This is a genomic window from Litorivivens sp. (assembly GCF_057445395.1).
The window spans coordinates 45,946-67,300 of record NZ_JBVBUV010000014.1; the positions used below are offsets into that span (position 1 = coordinate 45,946).

The window sequence follows — 21,355 nt, forward strand, 5'->3', positions numbered from 1 at the left end:
GCCGGTTGTATCCGAGTGAATTTATAAAACATACCAATAGAAATGTTTCTGTGATATAGATATCGCCTGCAAATAGCAATTGAAACGAGATAACAACGGCGAAAACACAGTGAGCGATATTATTCCCCTGAGTGGCGTAGAGGCTTTTGACTTGGAAACCGATGTGCTCGTTGCCGGGCTAGGCGGTGCCGGTGCCAGTGCCGCTCTTGAAGCAAGGCGAGCGGGTGCTGCGGTTACGGTGCTGGAATCTTCAAGCGGCGGTGGTGGTTCTACTCAGATGTCAGCCTGCGAGATGTACCTCGGTGGTGGCACCAGGCTGCAGCGCGATCTCGGCATAGCCGATTCGCCAGACAATTTTTATAACTATCTGAAAGCCTGCTTTGGGGACAATTGCGACGAGAACAGGCTGCGTCTGTTCTGCGACGGCGCGGTGGAGCATTTTGACTGGGCCGAGTCCCTTGGTGTGCCCTACAAACGCGGTTTTTATGACGGTAGAGATGTAGTTGCCATGACCGGCGATTCTCTGCAGTACACCGGCAATGAGCGGGCCTGGCCTTTTGTCGAGATGGCGCAGGCGGCACCACGTGGACACCTACCTGCAGATGCCGATCACAGCGGTGGTCTGGTATTTATGGGGCATCTGTTGGAAAGGGTGCGTGAATCCGGAGTCAATATTCTTTGCGATGCCCGTATCACGGCCCTGGTTCAGGATGAGCAAAAGCGCGTCGTAGGAGCTGCCGCCAGAATCGATAACCGGCAGGTGCTGATTCGTGCGCACCGCGGTGTCGTGCTGTGTACTGGCGGCTTTATCATGAACGAAGCAATGACGCGTAAGCATCTCCCGACCTTGGATGGGATTGCGACCCGCCACGGTAACCCCGGCGATCGGGGCGATGGAATACGTCTGGGGCAGGCAGCCGGTGGAAATTTGATCAATATGGGCGAAGCCTTTGTCGGCATTGCCCATTACCCGCCGGCCCAGCTTACCTACGGCATTTTTGTGAATGAGCAGGGGCAACGCTTTATTAACGAAGATGTCTACCTGGCGCGGCTGGGGCACTATGCAACCCAGCAGAGTCAGGGACGTATTTTCATGTTCATCGACAATCGCCATTTTGAACGGCCGGCGTATCTAAACGTGGATATTGTTGCGGTTGGTGAAACGGTTGAAGAGGTGGAATCTGAGAGCGGACTCCCCGCAGGCAACCTGCAACATACGGTGGATTATTACAATCAGAATGCAGCGCTGGGGCAGGATCCGCTTTTTCACAAAGCGTCGGATTGGTTGATGCCACTGGATGAACCGCCCTATGCGCTGGTCAGTTACGCGCTAGATCAAATAAGACCGCCGGTATTTACCCTCGGCGGACTGGAGGTTCAACCAACGGGCGAAGTATTGCGCCCTGACGGCAGCACAGTAGAGGGCTTGTTTGCTGCTGGCAGAACGGTTGCGGGTATTCCCAGAACATCGGCGGGCTATGCCAGCGGTATGTCGGTAGCCGATGTCACTTTTTTTGGTCGCCTGGCAGGGCGTCAGGCCGCAGCACAGTCATAGCGTTTTCCCCATAATAATAACTAGCGAGCGTGTACATGATGAAACCTAAATTTCGCCAAATGCTTTTGCTTGCGATTTGCATACATGGTTCTACACCTGTGTTAGGCAATGTTCAGAAAAGTCATAATGCTGCCTTGGAAGAAGTTATTGTTACCGCCCGGCGCCGAGCCGAAAATATTCAGGAAACGCCGATAGCGGTAAGTGCGCTTACCGGAGATGATTTACGTGAACGCGGATTAGGTAATGTGCAAGACCTCGCAAAAGTGGTTCCCAGCTTGGAAGTGACGAAAAATCGCTCGAGCGCCATTTTTATTCGCGGCGTGGGTGAGAGAACCGGTTTTGCTCGCGTTGACCCGGCGGTGGGCGTGTACTTGGATGATCTTTTTCTGCCGCGTGCGGATGGACAGTTATTAGATACCGTCGACGTGGCCAGTATTCAAGTACTGCGTGGTCCACAGGGGACCTTATTCGGTAAGAATACAACGGGTGGCGCTATGGTTTTGTCGCTGGTCAAGCCCAGCGACAGTGTTGAATCCTATATAGAGACCGGCATTGGTAACGATGGTTTACGACGCGCCAAAGCCAGTTTTAACTGGCCCGTCAGTGACCATGTTTTTGTAAAACTGGCCGCCAACACTATCAAAGATGATGGCTATATCGAAGATGAGATTATCGGGACCAAGCGTGGTGGCGACAATGACAGGCAATCAGTTATCGGTCAGTTACGCTGGGATATCAGCGACACCCTCGGTCTGGATGCATTTGCTTACTATGGTCGCGTGCATGAGCAGATCGCCACAGACCACTGCAACGTGATCAATGAGCAGTCGCTGTTTATGAAAGGGCTGTATGTGATGTGGTCCGGCGATACCGATCCGAGCCAGCCCAGTGCGTTTCGAGATAACTGCGAATCCAATTCACGTGAACGACTCGGCGATTACACCACCCGCGTAGGGCCAAATCCCTACATGACGCGGGACCTTGAAACGGTGATGCTGTCATCAACCCTGCAGTGGGAAGTGAATGATACACATACCGCGAAACTGGTCTTTGGTGTGCGCGGCGCAGAAAAGGGACCGCAATGGTTGGGGGACAACGACGGCGGTACCAAGAAACTCAGTGAATCCTACGGTATTTCGTTTGCTGATCCAGAGCAGAAGAGTCGACGCGACTCCATCAGTTTGGAGTTTCAACTCAATGGTGCGGTATTTGACGACACCTTCTCCTACACGCTCGGGGCGTTTGCGATGCGCGAGACTAACGAAGAGCCGTTTTCGCTATTTACTGCCCTAGCTGGTTTTGACAGTCAGACGCTGGCACAGCTGGCGAGCAGTCAGGCACCAACCCAGCCGGTCGTGGGTGGCACGGTGCCGCTGGTGGGTGTGTTGACACCGTTGTCGTATTCGCAGTTTGGTCTTGAAAATATAACCGCAGCCTTGTTCGGTCAGGCGAGTTATCAGTTGACCGAGCAGATTGAAGTTACGGCAGGTGTGCGCTACACCGCTGAAGAGCGCTCCTCTGATCTCAAGGTTTTCACCAGTGATGTGGAAGCAATCTCAGCGCGATTGCAAGGCAGTGGTCTGTTTGCTGCGCCGCAGTATGCCGGTGTGTTTGGGCCTGGCGCCGGTGGCTTTCATCCCTACCTTGGGCCGCTGCGCTGGCTGGATGATCCGGTAACACTGGCCAATTCGCTGTTCCCGGATACTAATGGCGATTCCATCCCTGATTTCCCGCTGGACATGAACAATCCACTGGTGGATAAAAAATCGGAGACTTTTTCGAAAACCACACCGATGGCCTCGATAGCGTATCAGTTTGATGACGCGTGGCTGGCTGCTAGCGGCTTTGATTCCGGCATGCTGTACGCTACCTGGAGCTTTGGGTTCAAGGCAGGGTTTTTTGAGCCTCGAGGAATTGATGGCCTGGAGCGTATAGAACCTGAAGAGGTTGAAAACCGTGAAGTGGGCATCAAGATTGAGGCGTTGGCTCGGTCGCTGAGGATCAACATCGCGGCATACAGTATGGACTTCGACAACATGCAGTTGATCCAGGTAAAACGCGACTCTGCAGGCAATAACGCTGTAATTTTCCAGAACGCGGGGCGCTCAAGCATCCTGGGTTCTGAGATTGAGGTGCAGTGGATTCCGGTACCCGCCATGAGTGTTAATCTCGCCTACAGTAACAATAATTATTCCTACGAAGATTATAAAGACGCTGATCTGTTTACACAGGCGATAGGTCAGGGCGAGAAACTCAATGATCGATCTGATGAACCTTTCCAAGTATCGCCACAGGACAACCTGTCGCTGGGGGTGCAATACACGGTCCAAACGTCAGCGGGCCTACTGACGCCGCGTGTCGATTTTCAGTATCGCAGCGAGCGCTATTTTGGCATAGATGACTCAGCCTACGATGCATTCCGCGAGGACCCGCTGGCCAGTGGTGACGAGGCATTCTCTCTGATAGATTTTCGATTCACTTGGGAAAACACCGAGGGCGACCGCGCATTAAGCTTTTATGTAAACAACGTATTTGATGAACGCTACATGAGCAATTCCGGTGGCGTAGGTGATTCAATTGGGACTAACACTGGTAGCTTGATGCCACCGCGACGTTACGGCGTCGACGCGCGGTGGTTGTTTTGATTAGCGAGGGGAGCAGTAAATGAACAAAAAATGGTATGGCACAACTTTGGTCGCGTTGTTGCTTTCCGGTGTTGCACAGGCTCAACGCAGCGCACCGGCTTTGGAGGAGATTGTTGTGACGGCTGAAAAGAAAGCGGCGTCACTGCAGGACACGCCCATCTCTCTGTCGGCTTTTAATAGTGAAGATATTGAAAAGTTCGGTATTAGTAATCTCGCAGATATCCAATTTACCGTTCCCAATATGGCGATGCGGCAGTTCCCCAACTCTCAATCTTCGCTGCGGGTCTTTATTCGCGGTATTGGTAATAACGATGTACAGATAACTCAGGATCCGGCGGTGGGGGTGTATATCGATGGCATATATGTTTCGCGCTCTTCAGGGCTCGCCAACAAGATTGTGGACCCTGAGCGCATCGAAGTACTGCGCGGACCGCAGGGTACCCTCTATGGGCGAAACGCGACGGGCGGCGCGATTAATATTGTACCGCGCGCGCCAAGTGGCGAATTTGGCTGGAAGCAGAGCCTAACGCTGGGAAACTACGATAGGCTGGAAGTGCAGACCGATATCGATTTTCCGGAGATTGTCAGTGGTCTGAGTGCCAAACTGGGCTATGTGTTCAGCGAGCGGGACGGCTGGGTGGAAAACCTGGGTGAGGGGCCGGATTTTGGTGACGAGCGTAAGCAGGGGGCGAGACTGGCGCTGCGCTATGATGCTTCGGACTCCGTCACTGTTGATTATGCCTACGACTATACCGACAACGATATTGGAACTTTTTATTACCAGACTATTGGCGAGCCCGCCGCAGGTTTTGAGCAGGTAACCTGGTCAGAAGATTTTATTGATTCGGTAGAACCTCGGCATCCGATTAAGGAAAGCGGTCTGCGTGTGCGAGGGCACAGCTTGATTGTTGGCTGGGATGTGAATGACGCTATGAATGTGAAATCGCTGTCAGGCTACCGCGACATGAACGAATGGATTTATCAGGATTATGGCGCCAACGCAAATACGGATCGCTTATTTGCCAATGATCCCTTTGTGACAGCGCATCGCCAATTCAGTCAGGAATTTCAGATTACCGGCAGTGCTTTGGATGACCAACTTTCCTATCTGGCCGGTATTTACTATTTCGAAGAATCGGGCTCGGAACATACCACGGACTATATCGCGCTGGCAGCCGAAACGCTGACCGGTCCACTGCCGTTGCCGATATCCAGTTTCGTCGAGCCGGTGGAAGAATCCCTGCAGACACGAACGACCTGGGCAGAGAATGAAGCGTCGGCTATTTTTGGCCAGGTGACTTATAGTCCAGTGCAGCTCGACAGTCGCTGGCACTTCACGGTGGGTATCCGTCAGACTGAGGACACGCGTTATGTGCGCGGAAGCCGTCGCAATGGCTTCTGGGGCGTGGTCTTTGGGGGGGAAGACTTTGATAACGTCGACGCTGAATCCGATTATTCCAATACTAGCCCTGCGTTTACTGTGGCGTGGGATGTCACCGATGATCTCAATGTTTACGCAAAGTACGTCGAAGGCTATCGAACCGGTGGCTACACCGGCCGTGGTGTGAGTTCACAGAGCCTGACCACACCGATTGGCGAAGAGCAGGTAGCCAATACCGAGTTGGGTATCAAATCTGAATGGTTCGACCGACGCCTGCGCGTGAACGCAGCTCTCTTTGATAGTGCTTATGACGACATTCAACTGAGCTTCGCTACCCAGGGTAACCCGGCAGATGTCGTGGTATTCAATGCGGGTAAGGCCTCCATCACAGGATTTGAAACGGATCTCACCTTGCTAGTGACGCACGATCTGATGCTAACGATGAACTATGCAAGATTGGATGCTAATGTTGAAGAGGTCATTAATCCGAACACCGGTGCCAATGAGGCTGAGGGTTATGCGTTGCCCAGTGCACCTGAGTCAAGTTATATGGTTGATTTGACCTATACGCCGTATCTCTGGGGCACGGTATCGCTATTGGCAAATATCAATTACTCCTGGCGCGACAGTCAGTGGCCTGCGGCTAATGCCAGTGTTATCAATGATGCCGAGATTGCGGATTACGGGTTGTTGAACGCAAGGTTGGGCGTGCGAGATATGGCTGCTTTTGGTGGGCTGATGTCGGTCGCCCTGTGGGGTAAAAATCTTACCGACGAGGAATACCAGCTCGACATCATCGGCGCCTTTCCGTGGTCTACTCGGGTTGGTGCATTCGGTGAGCCCGCAAGTTACGGGCTGGATGTTAGCCTGCAATTCTAGTTGCGAGAGGGGGCTGCTCCGCGTAGCCCCATCTTGCTTGTCAGTCGCGTTTCCAGAAGGGGAAGCGTACTTGAATGGATCCGCCTAGCTCTTCCGGGCCGGCATAGATAAGCGCCATATTTACCGCAGCACCACTTTCCCAGTGATAGCCGGCGCCCAGTGACAACGCATCGTTGTCGCGGCCTTCCACAATGGCCGCAATCCCCGCGCTGATATTCCAGCGACGGTTGATTTTGTACTGGCCGCTTAAGCGCACGCGCTGTTCATCGTCGAGCCTACCGAAGCGTCGCTGACTGGGTACCACATCCCAGTCCAATGAGGCCAGCGTGCGCTCTCCTTGCCAGGCTAGCCCCAAGAGCACGCCGGGGTGCTGGCGATAGACATTGCCATTACTCCCCTTGTAGCTTTTGCTGTTAAGTGATTTCACCACGAAGCTGCCATGCCACTGCTTCCAGGCTTTGTACACGCCGATATCCGCATTGAGATGATGTCGTGTTTTCAAAGCGTCGCGGAATTCATCCAGCGTGATTTCTTCATAGTCGTCAATTTCGATCGCCTTTTCGAGTAAGCGTACACCTTGATACTTCAGCGTCACGCCAACGCGTGTATCGTAGAAGTTGGTCAGGGTTTTGGAAAAGTTAACGCCAACATCACTGATGGCAATACCCTGAATAATAATGCGCGACTCAAGGTCGGGTGGGCTCACGACACCCAGTATCGGTGCGGTACGTAAGCGTTGAGCGTCATTCGGATTGTAGTCAAAGGCAGTGGCCAGGCGGCTGACCACGGTTGAAACCAGAGTTGTCTCCACACCGTCTATAGGCAACGCCACAGCGGCTACGTTGCCGCCGGACAGGGTAAACAATTTCCCGTCCATACGTTCGAAGATTGCGATCTGACGTTCAAAATCCGACGGAAACAGCAACCGTTCGTTTGATAACTCCTTGATTCGCTCGCCTTCTTCCTCGGCATCCTCAAAATCGTCTAACAGGCCGTTCTTATCGTTAAAGTAACCGCCTGTAGCTGAATTCAGTGAATAACGATAGCGCTCATTTTTCAGATGCATGGTTGCCGGGTTGGCGATAAACGACGAGGCATCGGTTTGCGAGGCGAGTCCCAACAATTCGGTATCAACAATGGTTTGCTGGGCGTAGAGAGACTGGGCAAACGAAGCGAGTACGATTGCCAGAGACTTTTTGCGCCAGCGCGAGAACAAGTGAAATGTGGCCATTAGGGTTTCAACGTAGTTGGCAAGGGGGGATTCTCGTTCAGTCGGCGATGAATTGAAAGGGTTGACTCAATGAGATCTACCTGTAGTATCTCCGCCAGTTTCAGGTGCCCACGTCGCCGTCGGCGGCACGGGATAATCGGGAAACAGGTGCGCAGATGCTGACTATCAGCTCTGCAAGTCCTGTGCTGCCCCCGCAACGGTAAACAGTTTCAGGCGTTCTGGCGGTTCTCACCTAGAGAGCCGCAGCCACTGTGTCATCACCATTTGGTGAACGGGACATGGGAAGGCGGAGCGCTGGCATGTCATGCAACTGCAAGCCCGGAGACCGGCCGGAAACCAACGAACAGTGGCGGGGTGCCAGAAGGTTCGGATGGTTGTCGCATCTGTCCAATTACCGCATTTCGCCATGCCTTTTTATTTCCTCCCTAGGGTGTGGTTATGCGTGTTTTCTCGATTCGGCCGAGGCTGATTTTGTCAGCCCTTGTTTTGTGGCTGGCCGCCTTGCCTTCCCATGCGGACCAGCACAGCGTTCTCGTGCTTGTCTCTGAGCGTTCGGCGCCGACACTGGTGGCTGGTGCCCATCAGCTAACCACAGGTGCCAGTATTCAAATTCGAACGGTCGAGCAACTGGCAGCACTGACGCAAGCGCAACTGCAGTCATTGATTCTCAACCACCAAAGTCTGGCTTTGGTGGCGGTATTTGGTGATCAGGTCGAACGATTGCTTGCGCTGAGCTATCCGAGGGAGCAATTCCGGCTGGTGATTCACAGTGACCGGCGCCTGCTGCCTCTGCACCGAGACCGGCAGGGGAGTCCCTTTACCGCGCAATCCCTTGATGTCCGGGTTGGTGAAAGAGACGACTTTAGCAATCATCAGCGCCTGAAGGCGCTGCAGCAAGCTAATCCGCTTTTTCGCGACTGGTTGCAAGCTCGTGCGTACTGGGTGAATCGCTCGGTCAGCAATGCGCGGCATCTGCTGCATTTTCTCGCCTCTGCAGGTGAGCAGAGCCCTCGCTTTGAGCCGGTGGCACTGGTGCGCTTTGCCCTGCACACGCAAAGTGAACCGCAGTGGCTGCGCGCTGCCGACCTGGCCGGTACGCTGGATGAGCAACAACCGTTGATCTGGGTGCTGGATCACGATACTGGTGAACTGGCGGGCGAGTGGGAGCTGCACAAGCAATTCTGTTCGGCGGTAAATGCGCAGTGTGTTTCGGTGCTGGCAGCGTGGGGCGAGCCTTCCGTGGATGCGGTGCGTTTGCTCGCCGCCTTGAATATGCGCCATTCCCGGCAGTTGATTGTGAGCCTGCAGGATTTTGTTATTGGCGGTGGTGAGGGCAGGGCAAGGGTCGACAGCTTGCTTGCAGGACTCAATGTGCCGATTCTCAGGGGTATTCGGGTGGCTGAGACCACGGCGCAGGAATACTGGGTGTCTTCGCAGGGCATTCCCGCCCAGAGTGTTCACTATCGGGTCGCCATGCCGGAGTTGCAGGGTGTGAGTCAGCCTCAGGTCGTGGCGCTGGCCTCGCCATCGCAACTGGATGAGCGCACTGGCGCTCGGGTAAGTCGCAGTAAAGTCATAACGTCCTCGGTCGAGCGGCTGGCAAGACGAGCCGAAGGCTGGCTGAATTTGCAGTCTCGGGACAACAACGATAAACGCGTTGCCATTGTGTACTACAACCACCCGCCGGGGCGTCACAATATTGGTGCTGACAATCTCAATGTACCCGAGAGCCTCCTGGAGATATTGCGTTCCCTCAAGGCGGCAGGCTATGACACGGGGGAGTTGCCCGCGAACGAAAATGCTTTGCTGGATGTATTGCAGGCGCGCGGCGTAAACCTGCCCGAAGACCGGGCGGCGTTGTCCGCCATGAGCCAGCAGGTCGCCACGTTGTCCGCAGATAGCTATCAACAATGGTTTGCTCAGCTGCCGTCGACGTTGCAGGCAGAGATGCGCGATGGACCGCTGGCCTATCTGGATGTTCGCCTGCGCAGCGGCTTGCAGCAGGCAATGACCTTGCCCGCCGGTAATCAGCGCCAGCGATATCTGCAGACATTGCAGATCACGTTACACAATGCCACGACTGATATCCACCACGCGCTTGATGGCTTGCGACACCCGGGGCGCGAGCGGGCGTTGCGTCTGCTGGAGCAGCTCACGGCCGGCTATGACCATCTGCTGCAGTCTGCCCTCTCCGGTGAGCGCCTAACCACGGACGACTGGCGCGAGAGTGACAGCCTGTTACAGGCGCTTGTCGCAATGGGTATTGAAGGCATTCGTGGCTGGGGCGCTGTACCGGGCAAGGTTATGGTGTGGGATGACAAACTGCTGGTGCCGGGTGTGCAGTTTGGCAAAGTATTTGTTGGCCCCCAGCCACCGCGTGGTTGGGAGATAAATGAGGAACTGCTCCATGCCAATCTGTCGTTTCCGCCACCACATCAGTACCTGGGGTTCTATCATTACCTCCATCATCATTTTAAAGCCGACGCGCTGATCCATCTGGGTCGACATTCCACCTATGAGTTTCTGCCGCGTCGCAGTATGGGGTTGGGCGAGGATGACTACCCGACCCTGATCGCTGGCGACGTCCCCGGTATCTATCCCTATATTGTCGACGGGGTAGGCGAGGGGATACAGGCCAAGCGGCGCGGACTGGCCGTCATGGTGGATCATCTGACACCACCGCTTGCCGCCACCGAGCTGTATGACGAGCTGCTGGAACTTCGCCAGCTGATTGAGAGTGCCGAGGCCGCCACTGACGCCAGCACCCGAAGCCGTGCGGTGGCTACCTTGCGACAGCGCATCGACGAGCTGGGACTGCGCGACGAACTGATTGCCAGTATGGATGAAGAGCTCACAGTACGCGGTGTCGGCTTTGATGACATTGACGAGGAATTTCTGCTGCATGAGGTGGGCCACTATCTCACCAATATTCAGGAAGACTTTATGCCGCTGGGGCTGCATGTTTTTGGTCGCGCCTGGTCGGAGTCAGCGCTGGACACCATGCTTACCTCCATGGTCGGTGAGCAGGTGCTTGATCAGAAAACGCGACAGCAATGGCGCATTGATCTGGCGCGCTCGCCGGCTGCGGAGATGCAAGCATTGCTCAACGCCCTGAACGGTCGCTATGTCTTGCCCGGCAAGGGCAACGATCCCATTCGCACGCCGGAAGCCCTGCCCACCGGACGCAATTTCTACGCCCTGGATGGCAGCCTGCTGCCGACGCGGGTGGGCTATGCCGTCGGCAGTGAGCTGGCGGTGCAGGCGCTTGGCGATCATCAGCAACAGCTCGACCAGTCCGCCACCGGTGGGAGCAACAAGCAGGGCGTTATTTTGTGGGCGTCGGACACGGTGCGGGATGAAGGGGCGATGATTGCATTTGGCCTGCGACTGCTGGGTGTCAAGCCGGTATGGAACAGCCGTGGCATTCTCAAGTCACTGGAGCGTATTCCACTGGGAGAATACCAACCTCGACGCCTGGATGTGGTGTTCAATACCTCAGGCCTGTTTCGCGACCTTTACGGCGAGCATCTGGTATTGCTCGACAAGGCCACGCTGATGGCGCTGGATGCCAGCGCCGATCTGATTGTGGACCGTTATCCGCTGCTGAGCCCGTTGCTTGAGGCTGCTCTGGCGCCGCTGGACAGTGAGCGACGCGGCGGACGGGACGATCTGGCGCTCAACCAGGTAGCGGCTAACTGGGTAGAAGAGGCGCGACAGCTATTACGCAATACGCCCGACGGTGACCCGAATGCGCTGGGACGTCAGGCCAGCTTAAGGGTGTTCGGTATTGCGCCCGGTGCCTACGGCGCGGGGATTAACCGTTTGGCGGAGCGCTCGTCGGCCTGGCAAGATGCCTCGCAATTGAGCGACGTGTTTATAAAGCGGATGGGGCATGTCTACGGGGCGGATCTGGCGGGCGAATCGGCTCAGGCCCTGTATCGGCAGCAACTGGCGGGGATTTCCCAAACCTGGCTAGGACGTGCCAGCAACCTCTACGGTCTGATGGATAATAATGACGCCTTCGATTATCTGGGCGGACTCAATCTCGCCGTAGAAAGTGTCAGCGGGCGGCGGCCAAGCAGCGCGGTGATCAATCACTCGAGACCGGAACAGGCGACTATCGAATCACTGGAAGCCGCCTTGTTGACGGAATTGCGGGGCCGCTTTCTGAACCCCCAGTGGATTGAGCCGTTGGTCGACGAAGGCTATGCCGGCGCGCGCACGATGGGCAGCGAGTTTTTTGAATACCTCTGGGGATGGCAGGTTACCAGCCCGGATATTATTCGCGATCCGGTGTGGGAAGCGGTTAAAGCGGTCTACATGGACGACAGCCATAACCTCGGCCTCGACGACTTCCTCAGTGAAGGCCACAACCAGCCAGTGCAGACCAATATGTTGGCGATCATGCTGGTCGCAATTGATAAGGGCTATTGGCAGGCAGACGAGGCAACCCAGCGGCAACTGGCCGCCCAGCTGACCGCCAATATTCTCAGCAGCGGTTTGCCCGGCAGTGGCCATACGCACCCCAACCATCCGGTGTTCGAGCGGGTAAAAGCCCTGCTACCTGACGATCAGGCTACTGCGCTGCAACAGGTTCTCGATGCCAGTCGGATCGACGCTGTTGAAGCGCGCGAGGGGGCAGCGCGTATTGCAGAACTGAGCGCGCCAGAAGCTCCTACGCAATCAGCGGCCGACGGCGACGCGACCGGGATACCGCACGCGCTCTGGGCAATTCCGTTCGCCATTCTTACATTGCTCGGTGCCGGGTTCTGGCGCGGACGGCGTACGCGCTGACTAATATCTGAATAGAGGGAAAGCCATGTTTTCAGGAACCACCTTTTATCTGCTCCATCAGATTACGACGCTGCTGCTGGAACCTGTTGTCTGGGCGCTACTGATTTTCCTGTCTTTGGCGCTGTACGAATGCGGGCTGGCGATTGGCGAAAAGGCCGGGGGAATTCGTCGCCTCAAACAGCAGGGGCGCAAGGTGCTCATGCGCGCAGGCAAGCGCCGCATCGAGCGGGCAGATTTTATTACCCGCCTGTCGCCCATGCTTGGTCTGATGGGAACCCTGATCCCGCTCGGGCCCGGACTGTCAGCGCTGGGTGAGGGCGATTTCGCGATTCTTACCACGGCCATGATCGCAGCCTTTGATACCACGGTGGTCGGGCTGCTCGCCGGTATGATTGGCTTTGTACTCGGACGTTTGCGTCGCCGTTGGTATGACGCGGCACTGGAGTCGCTGGTGCTGCGCGGAGATAAACCACATGGATAAGTGGCGCCGCTCCGCCTTTCTCGACCACGACGAAGACCCCTTGGGGCCGCTGGCCAACCTGGTGGATATCGTTCTGGTATTTGCCTGTGGCTTGATCGCGGCACTGGTGGCCTTGAGTCCTGACCTGCAGCGTCATTTTGCGACCAAGCCTGACACTCTCGAACTGGAACTCGGCCGGGAATTGCCCAGCGTGCCGCCTGGTGTGCAGCGGCAGCTGCAAGGCGGGGAGGGCTATGAATCACTGGGCCGGGTCTATCGCGACCCCGCTACGGGAAAACTGATTCTTATCGACGACTGAAAGCAGGTTTTGGTTTGTAAATCCGAGCGTTTTGAGGTCAGTGTGACTCTCGCGGCGCTTAAGGTGTTCGCCGTATAGTGCTGTCGCCCGCCACAATGTCGATCGTTGCGCTGCCTTTGTCCACGGTCTGCCTAACGCCCTCTACTTCTACCAGCGTTCCCGGCATCAGTTGGGTCAGGGTAATCGTGGCGGCGGTATCACTGCTGACCTTTATCTCCCAGTCCTTGTGCGTTGCCAATCCGGCATCGGCCATATCGATAATCGCCGTAGCCACATTCTGCAGGGTGAGCGACATCAAACCGTTGGCTGCGGGTGTCTCGCCCAACTGCCAGGCTTGAAACTCATGGGTGTGCGGTCCGGTTTGCTGAATACGTGCACTGGTGTTCTGATCCGGTCGAAACTGGGGATTGCTGCCGTCGGGCACGGCGGCAGGACTGATCAGGCCACTTATTGTGGGATAAGGCAGTGCGCCTGAGATTGCATGCACGCGAGCGGCGCGTGGAGGGATGGTCTGGCCACTGAAGGTGTTGCTGAAGGTGCAGTCGAGACCACTCTGGCTGGGGCTGGGTAAATAGCCCTGAACCGGAGCCTCAGGGTCAGCCACTGTCAGGCCACTGATCCACCAGGCGCCGTCTGCACCGAGACCGAATTTCGGATGTTGGTCATTTCCGGTAAAACGGTAGATGATTTCTCCCGGCGTGCTGGCGTTGTGTGTAGGTGCACTATCGCCGCGGTCGCTAGTACCGATTAGCCAGTCAGTGGCTGCGGCAAAGGCCGGGTACTGGCCATCTTTGAGTACCCAGGCTACGTGATCTTCGGCAAGATAGTGATCGAAAGTATAGCGGTAGCCTAAATCGCGCATACGATTGGCGGTATCGCGTTGTTGTGTGATGGGGATCAGTTGGTCCAAGCTACCTGCGGCGTGGTAGTAACCATTCCATTTCAGGTTTTCCAGTTGTATTTCGCCAAAGCAGCCCGGTACATTCCCATTCTGATCGGCAATGCCGGGCTCGTCTGATTGAGCGCCGGCGAGAATCACGCCTGCTGCAAACACATCGGGATACTTGATCATCAGACGCTGAGAGCCGAGTGCCCCCATGGAAAAGCCAGAGGTAAAAGTGCGAGTGGGGTCTAGTTCGTAATGACTGGCGACGTGACGCCAGGCTTCCCAGAGATCGACGCCAGAGGCAAATTCATAAAAGCCGCTGACACCGCGACCGAGTACCGTCAGGCAGAAAGACTGGCGCAGATCGTTACAGGTTTCGCGCAGAAAGTTGGGCATAGTGGCGGCGTACTGCATATGATTCTGCGTAAAACTGTGCAGCACAAGAGTCATTTTTTCCGCAACAGGCTGAGCGTGGTCGTAGCCGTCCGGAACCCATAGTGAATAGGGCTGAAGCTTGTCGTAGTATCCGGCATACAACGTGATGTCGTCGCTGCTCTGTGCGGTCTGGTGAATGGTGGCGTCCTGCCCGGTATATATACCGCCGCGTCCGAACTGCTCTGGGCCCAGGGAAGACACATACCAGCGCACGGAAAATCCGTGGCGAGGGGCTTCGGTTTCATTGTCACCGAGTTTTTGCGGGTTCAGCTCCAGGGCAAACTCGCTGATATCGCCTTGGGCAAGGGCTTGCGCCTGACTGTTGCTCATCCAGAAATTATTCGCCAGAGGTTCATCGGCGTAATCTCGAAAACCCAGGTTGTACACCGGTGGTGTAAACGGTGTACCTCCAAGTCGGCTCATGTCGGTAAAGAAGCCGCCCGCGCCATTGTGTAGCCCGGCCAGGGCGTAGACCGTAAAAGAGTCAGTGGGTAGGGAAAGTTCACTATTCGGTACTTGGCCAACAAAGGTGTTGCTGCCTTCATCGATCACCGTGTCGCCAATGCGCCGGCTCGTGGAGCCGTCACTGAGATAAACACCCTTGCTCGATATGAGTATCAACTGGTCAACACCAGCCGTGCGAATATTGGGAATCACCCCCCAGCCCTGAGAGAATTGGCCAGCGGTTCCGGTACTGCTGTCGTTGTCTATGTCCAGTGCAAAAGCAATGATGGGTGCAGTGGTATCGGCAAGCGTCACCCAATCTACCCGCCAGTACGTGTGAGTAGCCGTTTTGCCAACCGCCAGCGCAAAAATATCCGCGCCATTGCCCTGAAAAGGATCTTTGCTGGCATCGTAGTCCGCTTGGCTCATGTCAGGTCCTGGGAAATTAGCGGCGTCCAGTGCTACGCGTGGATAAGTCAGGCTGCCAGCGTTCGGTGTTTGCACGTTGTGCGGGGGTGGCGGGCCAGCGAAGGCTCCGTAGGCATCGTAGATAAAATCGGTCCAATAGTAGGCCCCACCTACGTAGCGGCCCGTGCCGGATGTCTGGTTTATTCCATCGGCGAAAGGCCAGATGCCGATATCGGGAATGGGTCTTGGGTCCAGCGCGCGTTTAGCGGCGTCGGGGACGCCTGAGGGCAATTTCGCAAGAATAGGGTCAGTCGGTGTGATGTCTTTCTCCTCACCCTCCTGTTCTTGGTCTTCCTCGTCTTTCTGCTGCCCATTGTTGTCACCCTGATTCGGGATATTTGCATTGGGCGGGGGCAGGGCTGTGGAGCCTGAATCGGATTTACAGGCCGATAGCACGATACTGGTTAACAACAGAGCAAAAAGGAAACGCCACATAAGACCACCGATTATTATCGCTTTGCACTGAGCTTATCACCGGCAGGCGCAAGCGCAACTGCTGGGTGTGGCATTAGAGTGGAATGTCAGCCTACCTGCCCGTCTGTGCCGGGCAGTGACCTATTGGGTAAGTTCCGGGCGCGCCCGGAAATGTTCCAGTGCTTCGGGATTTGCCAGTGCATCGGTGTTCTTCACTGGTTCGCCGTGAACCACATTTCGCACGGCCAGCTCCACGATTTTGCCACTTATCGTGCGCGGAATATCGGCCACCTGCAGTACCTTGGCCGGTACGTGCCGTGGGGTAGTATTCTGGCGGATGGTGGCTTTAATGGTTTGTACCAGCTCTTCGTCCAGCGAGATGCCCTCTCGCAAGACCACAAAGAGCACAACGCGGACGTCATCTTCCCAGCTCTGGCCGATGACAATGCTATCCAGCACGGCATCAACCTTTTCTACCTGACGATAGATCTCTGCCGTGCCAATGCGTACACCGCCGGGGTTCAATACCGCGTCGCTGCGACCATGAATAACCATGCCATGCTGAGGCGTGATTTCGCCATAGTCGCCGTGGGCCCAGATGTTGGTGAATTGAGCGAAATAGGCCTTGTGAAAACGCGAGCCGTCTTCATCGTTCCAGAACCCGATCGGACAGCAAGGGAACGGCCGGGTGCAGACTAGCTCACCTTTTTCGCCAGTCACTGGCTGGCTGTCGTCATTCCAAATTTCCACTGCCATGCCCAGGCCAATGCACTGGATCTGACCTTTGTAGACAGGCAGGGTCGGGTTGCCGAGAACAAAGCAGGAAATGATATCGGTGCCACCACTGATGGATGACAGGCATACGTCTTGTTTGAAATCGCGGTATACGTAGTCAAAGCTTTCATGGCTCAGGGGAGAACCGGTCGAAAGGATGGTTTTCAGCGATGCCAGTTGGTAATCCTGGCTGGGTTTATGCCCCGCCTTTTCCAATGCGGCGATAAATTTAGCGCTAGTGCCAAATACGGTGATGCCTTCCCGGTCGATGGCGTCCAGCAACAGCCGGCCGCGTTTGGCAAATGGAGAACCGTCGAACAGGACTAACGTACATTCGCTGGCCAACCCACTAACCAGCCAGTTCCACATCATCCAGCCACAGGTGGTGAAGTAGAACAACACATCGTCTGGACCGATATCCGTGTGCAGTTGGTGCTCTTTCAGATGCTGCAACAGCGTGCCACCAGCAGAGTGGACAATGCATTTGGGCGTGCCGGTGGTACCGGAAGAGTACATTATGTACAGCGGATGATCGAAGGGCAGTGCGGCAAAGTGCAGTGGTGCCGCTGCCGGGTTCAGTGCATCTGAAAAATGTATGGCTTTTACAATGCTGGTCAGATCAGTACGCGCGCAGGTTACCGAAGTGACAATTACCGACTCGACGGAACCGATGGCGTCGGCGATTGATTTAACCCGATCCAGTGTGTTGATGGTTTTGCCGTTGTAAAAATAGCCGTCTACAGCAAACAGTACCTTGGGTTGAATCTGGTCGAAACGATCCATCACGCCCTGAAAACCGAAGTCCGGTGAACAGGAGGACCAGATGGCACCTATACTGGTAGCTGCCAACATGGCGACCACGGTTTCCGGAATGTTTGGCATGAAACCGGCAACCCTGTCACCGGCTTCGACGCCCTGTTCACGCAGTGTATGTGCCAGCTGCTCCACTTGTGTGTACAACTCAGCGTAACTCAACTCTCGACGTTGCCCATTTTCCAACAGACCGACGATGGCAATTTTATCGTCGCGACGGCGCAACAGGTTTTCTGCAAAATTCAGCGTGGCGCCGGGAAACCATGCGGCGGAGGGTTCACCGCAAGTTGGAAAGGTACCGCCGTGTTCGAGGACCTTGCCGTACGGCGAGTGTGCTTTGACATTGCAGAACTGCCAGACAGATTCCCAAAACGACTCGGGGTTATCAACAGACCATTGATGCAATGATTGATAGTCGTCAAATGCAAGCTGATGTTTTTCAGCAAGCCAAGCCTCAAAGGCTTTCAACCGTGAGTTGGCAATTCGATTGGCGGAAGGCGTCCACAGGGGCGTGCTCATTGTTGTCCTTTTATTTTTCCCGTTTGGCGGTGATGGCGTTGGCTACGCGGGAATTGTTGGGGCGATTCAAGCGATCGGAAATGCGGTTGCCCACATCGATCAGTTTGTTCAGATCAATACCGTGTTCAATGCCCAGGCCGTTCAACAGGTAGATGACGTCTTCGGTAGCGACATTGCCCGACGCGCCTTTAGCGTAGGGGCAACCGCCGAGTCCAGCCACGGAACTGTCTACTGTGGCAACGCCCATCTCCAGTGATTTCAAAATATTGGCCAGCGCCTGACCATAGGTGTCATGGAAGTGCACGGCCAGTTTGTCTACCGGAATTTCTTTGGTCAGTACTTCAAGTAGTCGCTGTACGCTGGCTGCGGTGCCTACCCCTATAGTATCGCCGAGAGAAACTTCATAGCAGCCCATGGCCAACAGCTCCCGGCTGACTTCCAGTACTTTTTCAGGTGCGATGTCGCCTTCGTAGGGGCAGCCCACTACACAGGAGATATAGCCTCGAACGGGAATTTCGGCATCTTTGGCGGCATCCATGACTGGCTTGAAACGTTCCAGGCTTTCGGCAATCGAGCAGTTGGTGTTTTTCTGGGCAAATGCTTCTGAGGCTGCGGCGAATACGGCCACTTCGTCAGCCTTAACCGCGAGCGCCCGTTCAAAACCTTTCAGGTTGGGGGTGAGCGAAGAGTACGTAACACCACTTTTGCGGTGTATACCCTGAAACACTTCTTCGCTACTGGCCATCTGTGGCACCCATTTAGGGTTTACAAAACTACCACTTTCAATTGTGCCTACACCGGCGTCAGCCAAGGCGTGGATAAGTTCAATTTTATCCTCAGCGCTGAGTGGCGTTTTCTCATTCTGCAGGCCGTCACGGGGGCCGACTTCAACAATACGAACTCTATTGGGTAGCATTATTCACTCGCCTCAAATTCCAGCAGCTGGGCACCGCCATCAACCAGATCGCCCGCCTTGAAAAAGAACGTCACCACCTTGCCATCCGCGGGCGCATTAATGGTGTGCTCCATTTTCATGGCTTCCATAATCATCAAAGTGGCACCTTTTTTGACTTCCACACCCGGTTCTACACCGTGCGCTACAATTGTGCCGTTCATTGGGGCCGCAAATGATGCCCCAGCCGCGCTGTCATCCATCTCACCGGTGTCGGGCTGAACCAGAGTAAAACTGAAAGCGCGATCGGCCAGATAGACCTGATAGTCATCCCCGAACTTGCTCACGGTCGCTGTCACGCGGTGACCATCCACGATTGCGCTAAGCTTACGATCCTGCAGAGTGCCGCTAACCAACGCGGTTTCGCCTTCAAAGCTGAGTTGAAACTGGTCACCCAGCGGCTCAACAGAAACGCGATGTTCCTGCTCTTGCCAGCGAACGTCCACGTGGCAATAGGCGGGCAGGGCGCTGCGCCAGCCAAAAGGCGTATTCCACGGCGAATCGGGTTCGCTGCTTTTTTCAGCCTGTGCGCGCTGTTGCTCGGCCTGCTCCAACAGTACATAAAGCGCTGCCAGCGGCAACAGCTGGTTCAGGTCGGCGTCGTTATCCTTGAACAGATCATCGTTGTGTTGCTCAATAAAACCCGTCGTCAGCTCAGCATTCTCAAACGCTGGATGGGTTGCCAGGTTGTACAGAAAGGGCAAGTTGGTAACGACACCACCGATATTGTATTGGGCCAGCGCACTTTGCAGACGCTTTAGCGCGCGGTCGCGATTTTCATCCCAGGTTATCAGCTTGCTGATCATGGGGTCGTAGTACACGCTGATCTCATCGCCTTCCACCACACCGGTATCTACGCGAACGTGATCACCTTGCGCGGGCTCTTTAAGAAAGCGCAGATTGCCGGTCTGGGGCAGGAAATTGTTGTCCGGGTCTTCCGCGTATACGCGGGCTTCGAAAGCGTGGCCACGAATGCTTAGCTCTGCCTGCTTGCAGGGCAGCGTTTCACCATTGGCTACTTTTAACTGCCAGCTAACAAGATCCTGACCGCTGATCATTTCGGTCACGGGGTGCTCAACCTGCAGGCGAGTGTTCATTTCCATAAAGTAGAAAGAACCATCCGAATCCAGCAGGAATTCGACGGTACCTGCGCCGACATAATCAATGGCCTGAGCCGCTTTGATTGCTGCTTCGCCCATTGCTGCACGAAGCTCCTCGGTCATGCCGGGGGCTGGGGCTTCTTCAATCACTTTCTGGTGGCGGCGCTGAACGGAGCAGTCTCGCTCAAACAGATGCACCGCATTGCCGTGGCTGTCGCAGAACACCTGAATCTCTACGTGGCGCGGGCCGGTCAGGTATTTCTCGACCAGCATTTTGTCGTCGCTGAAAGATTTCATTGCCTCGCGTTTGGCCGCGGCCAGTGCAGCGGAAAATTCATCAGCACTCCATACCTGACGCATGCCTTTACCGCCGCCGCCGGCAGCCGCCTTCAGCAGCACTGGGTAGCCCATGTCGTCGGCCGATTTCTTCAGGATGGCTTCATCCTGATCTTCACCGTGGTAGCCGGGTACCAGCGGTACACCAGCTTTCTCCATTATCTGCTTGGCCGCAGATTTAGAACCCATCGCCTCAATCGCGCCGGTAGGCGGGCCGATAAATACAATGTTTTCCTCTGCGCAGCGTCGGCAGAAGTTTGCGTTTTCCGACAGGAAACCGTAACCGGGATGAATGGCTTCGGCACCGGTTTTTTTGGCGGCTTCGATAATTTTATCGACCACCAGATAGGATTCCGCTGCAGGTGCCGCGCCGATATGAATAGCCTCATCGGCGAGACTGACATGCAGAGCATTGCGATCCGCATCACTGTATACGGCCACAGTGCGAATGCCCATTTTCTTGGCGGTTTTAATGATGCGGCAGCTAATTTCACCGCGGTTGGCTATCAGGATTTTTTTAAACATGGCTTAGGTTCCTACTTCACCCAATTTGGTGAGCGTTTTTCGAGGAAAGCTTTAAGTCCTTCCTGACCTTCTTCAGAAACGCGAATATCGGCGATACGCGTGCAGCTGTCTTTGATCAGGTCGGGAGTGATTTCACGGTTGGCATAGTCCAGCACCAGTTGTTTGGCTTGAGTCAATGCCTGCGGACTGTTGGCTAGCAGGGTATTTGCCATCGCGCTGACGGTTGAATCGAGTTCGTCTTCAGCAACTACATCGCTCAGCAGGCCGAGCTTCAACGCGGCGTCTGCGTTAAAGCGCTCGCCGGTCTGAAAATAGCGACGCGCAGCTCGTGCGCCGATGGCTTGAATTACATAGGGGCTGATAGTGGCAGGTATCAGACCTATTTTTACTTCACTCAGGCTGAAACTGGCTCTTGTAGTGCCTAC

General features: G+C 55.3%; 12 protein-coding genes and 1 riboswitch. Of the genes, 6 read left to right on the plus strand and 6 right to left on the minus strand.

The genetic code is table 11. The features are described 5' to 3' along the window. Positions 1-109: 109 nt before the first annotated feature. The 3 genes from AC222A_RS06510 to AC222A_RS06520 are packed head-to-tail and all read left to right on the plus strand — an operon-like array spanning position 110 to position 6,460. Positions 110-1,555, plus strand: a complete 1,446-nt coding sequence (locus AC222A_RS06510; RefSeq protein WP_372748770.1) for an FAD-dependent oxidoreductase — start codon at positions 110-112, stop codon at positions 1,553-1,555. 35 nt (positions 1,556-1,590) lie between these two features. Continuing rightward, positions 1,591-4,200 carry a TonB-dependent receptor gene (locus AC222A_RS06515; protein WP_486774765.1) on the plus strand — a complete coding sequence of 870 codons (2,610 nt, stop codon included), beginning with the start codon at positions 1,591-1,593 and terminating at the stop codon, positions 4,198-4,200. A gap of 19 nt (positions 4,201-4,219) precedes the next feature. Further along, complete coding sequence (locus tag AC222A_RS06520) at positions 4,220-6,460, plus strand: TonB-dependent receptor (protein WP_372747899.1); 2,241 nt, start codon at positions 4,220-4,222, stop codon at positions 6,458-6,460. Between the two features lie 40 nt (positions 6,461-6,500). On the opposite strand, the gene traF is transcribed toward AC222A_RS06520, so the two are convergent. Then, complete coding sequence (gene traF, locus AC222A_RS06525) at positions 6,501-7,691, minus strand: conjugal transfer protein TraF (protein ID WP_486774766.1); 1,191 nt, start codon at positions 7,689-7,691, stop codon at positions 6,501-6,503. Positions 7,692-7,776: 85 nt separating this feature from the next. Next, positions 7,777-8,039, plus strand: a riboswitch (cobalamin riboswitch). 123 nt (positions 8,040-8,162) lie between these two features. Here traF and AC222A_RS06530 point away from each other — a divergent pair. Genes AC222A_RS06530 through AC222A_RS06540 form a run of 3 tightly spaced genes read left to right on the plus strand, consistent with a single transcriptional unit; the run spans position 8,163 to position 13,264 of the window. After that, complete coding sequence (locus tag AC222A_RS06530; protein WP_486774767.1) at positions 8,163-12,485, plus strand: cobaltochelatase subunit CobN; 4,323 nt, start codon at positions 8,163-8,165, stop codon at positions 12,483-12,485. A gap of 25 nt (positions 12,486-12,510) precedes the next feature. Beyond that, positions 12,511-12,966, plus strand: a complete 456-nt coding sequence (locus AC222A_RS06535; RefSeq protein ID WP_372747896.1) for a MotA/TolQ/ExbB proton channel family protein — start codon at positions 12,511-12,513, stop codon at positions 12,964-12,966. Further along, on the plus strand, positions 12,959-13,264 hold the full coding sequence (locus tag AC222A_RS06540) for a DUF2149 domain-containing protein (RefSeq protein ID WP_372747895.1): 306 nt from the start codon (positions 12,959-12,961) through the stop codon (positions 13,262-13,264). Before AC222A_RS06535 ends, AC222A_RS06540 begins: the two co-directional genes overlap by 8 nt. A 58-nt stretch (positions 13,265-13,322) precedes the next feature. Here AC222A_RS06540 and AC222A_RS06545 read toward each other — a convergent pair whose 3' ends face one another. The 5 genes from AC222A_RS06545 to AC222A_RS06565 form a co-directional block, all read right to left on the minus strand. After that, positions 13,323-15,932 carry a hypothetical protein gene (locus AC222A_RS06545; protein ID WP_486774768.1) on the minus strand — a complete coding sequence of 870 codons (2,610 nt, stop codon included), beginning with the start codon at positions 15,930-15,932 and terminating at the stop codon, positions 13,323-13,325. A gap of 120 nt (positions 15,933-16,052) precedes the next feature. Next, positions 16,053-18,017 carry an acetoacetate--CoA ligase gene (locus AC222A_RS06550; RefSeq protein ID WP_486774769.1) on the minus strand — a complete coding sequence of 655 codons (1,965 nt, stop codon included), beginning with the start codon at positions 18,015-18,017 and terminating at the stop codon, positions 16,053-16,055. A gap of 10 nt (positions 18,018-18,027) precedes the next feature. Next, on the minus strand, positions 18,028-18,936 hold the full coding sequence (locus AC222A_RS06555; RefSeq protein ID WP_372749287.1) for a hydroxymethylglutaryl-CoA lyase: 909 nt from the start codon (positions 18,934-18,936) through the stop codon (positions 18,028-18,030). Further along, on the minus strand, positions 18,933-20,930 hold the full coding sequence (locus AC222A_RS06560; RefSeq protein ID WP_372764375.1) for an acetyl-CoA carboxylase biotin carboxylase subunit: 1,998 nt from the start codon (positions 20,928-20,930) through the stop codon (positions 18,933-18,935). Before AC222A_RS06560 ends, AC222A_RS06555 begins: the two co-directional genes overlap by 4 nt. An 11-nt stretch (positions 20,931-20,941) precedes the next feature. Beyond that, on the minus strand, positions 20,942-21,355 hold a 414-nt coding region (locus AC222A_RS06565; protein WP_486774770.1), incomplete at its 5' end, for an enoyl-CoA hydratase-related protein.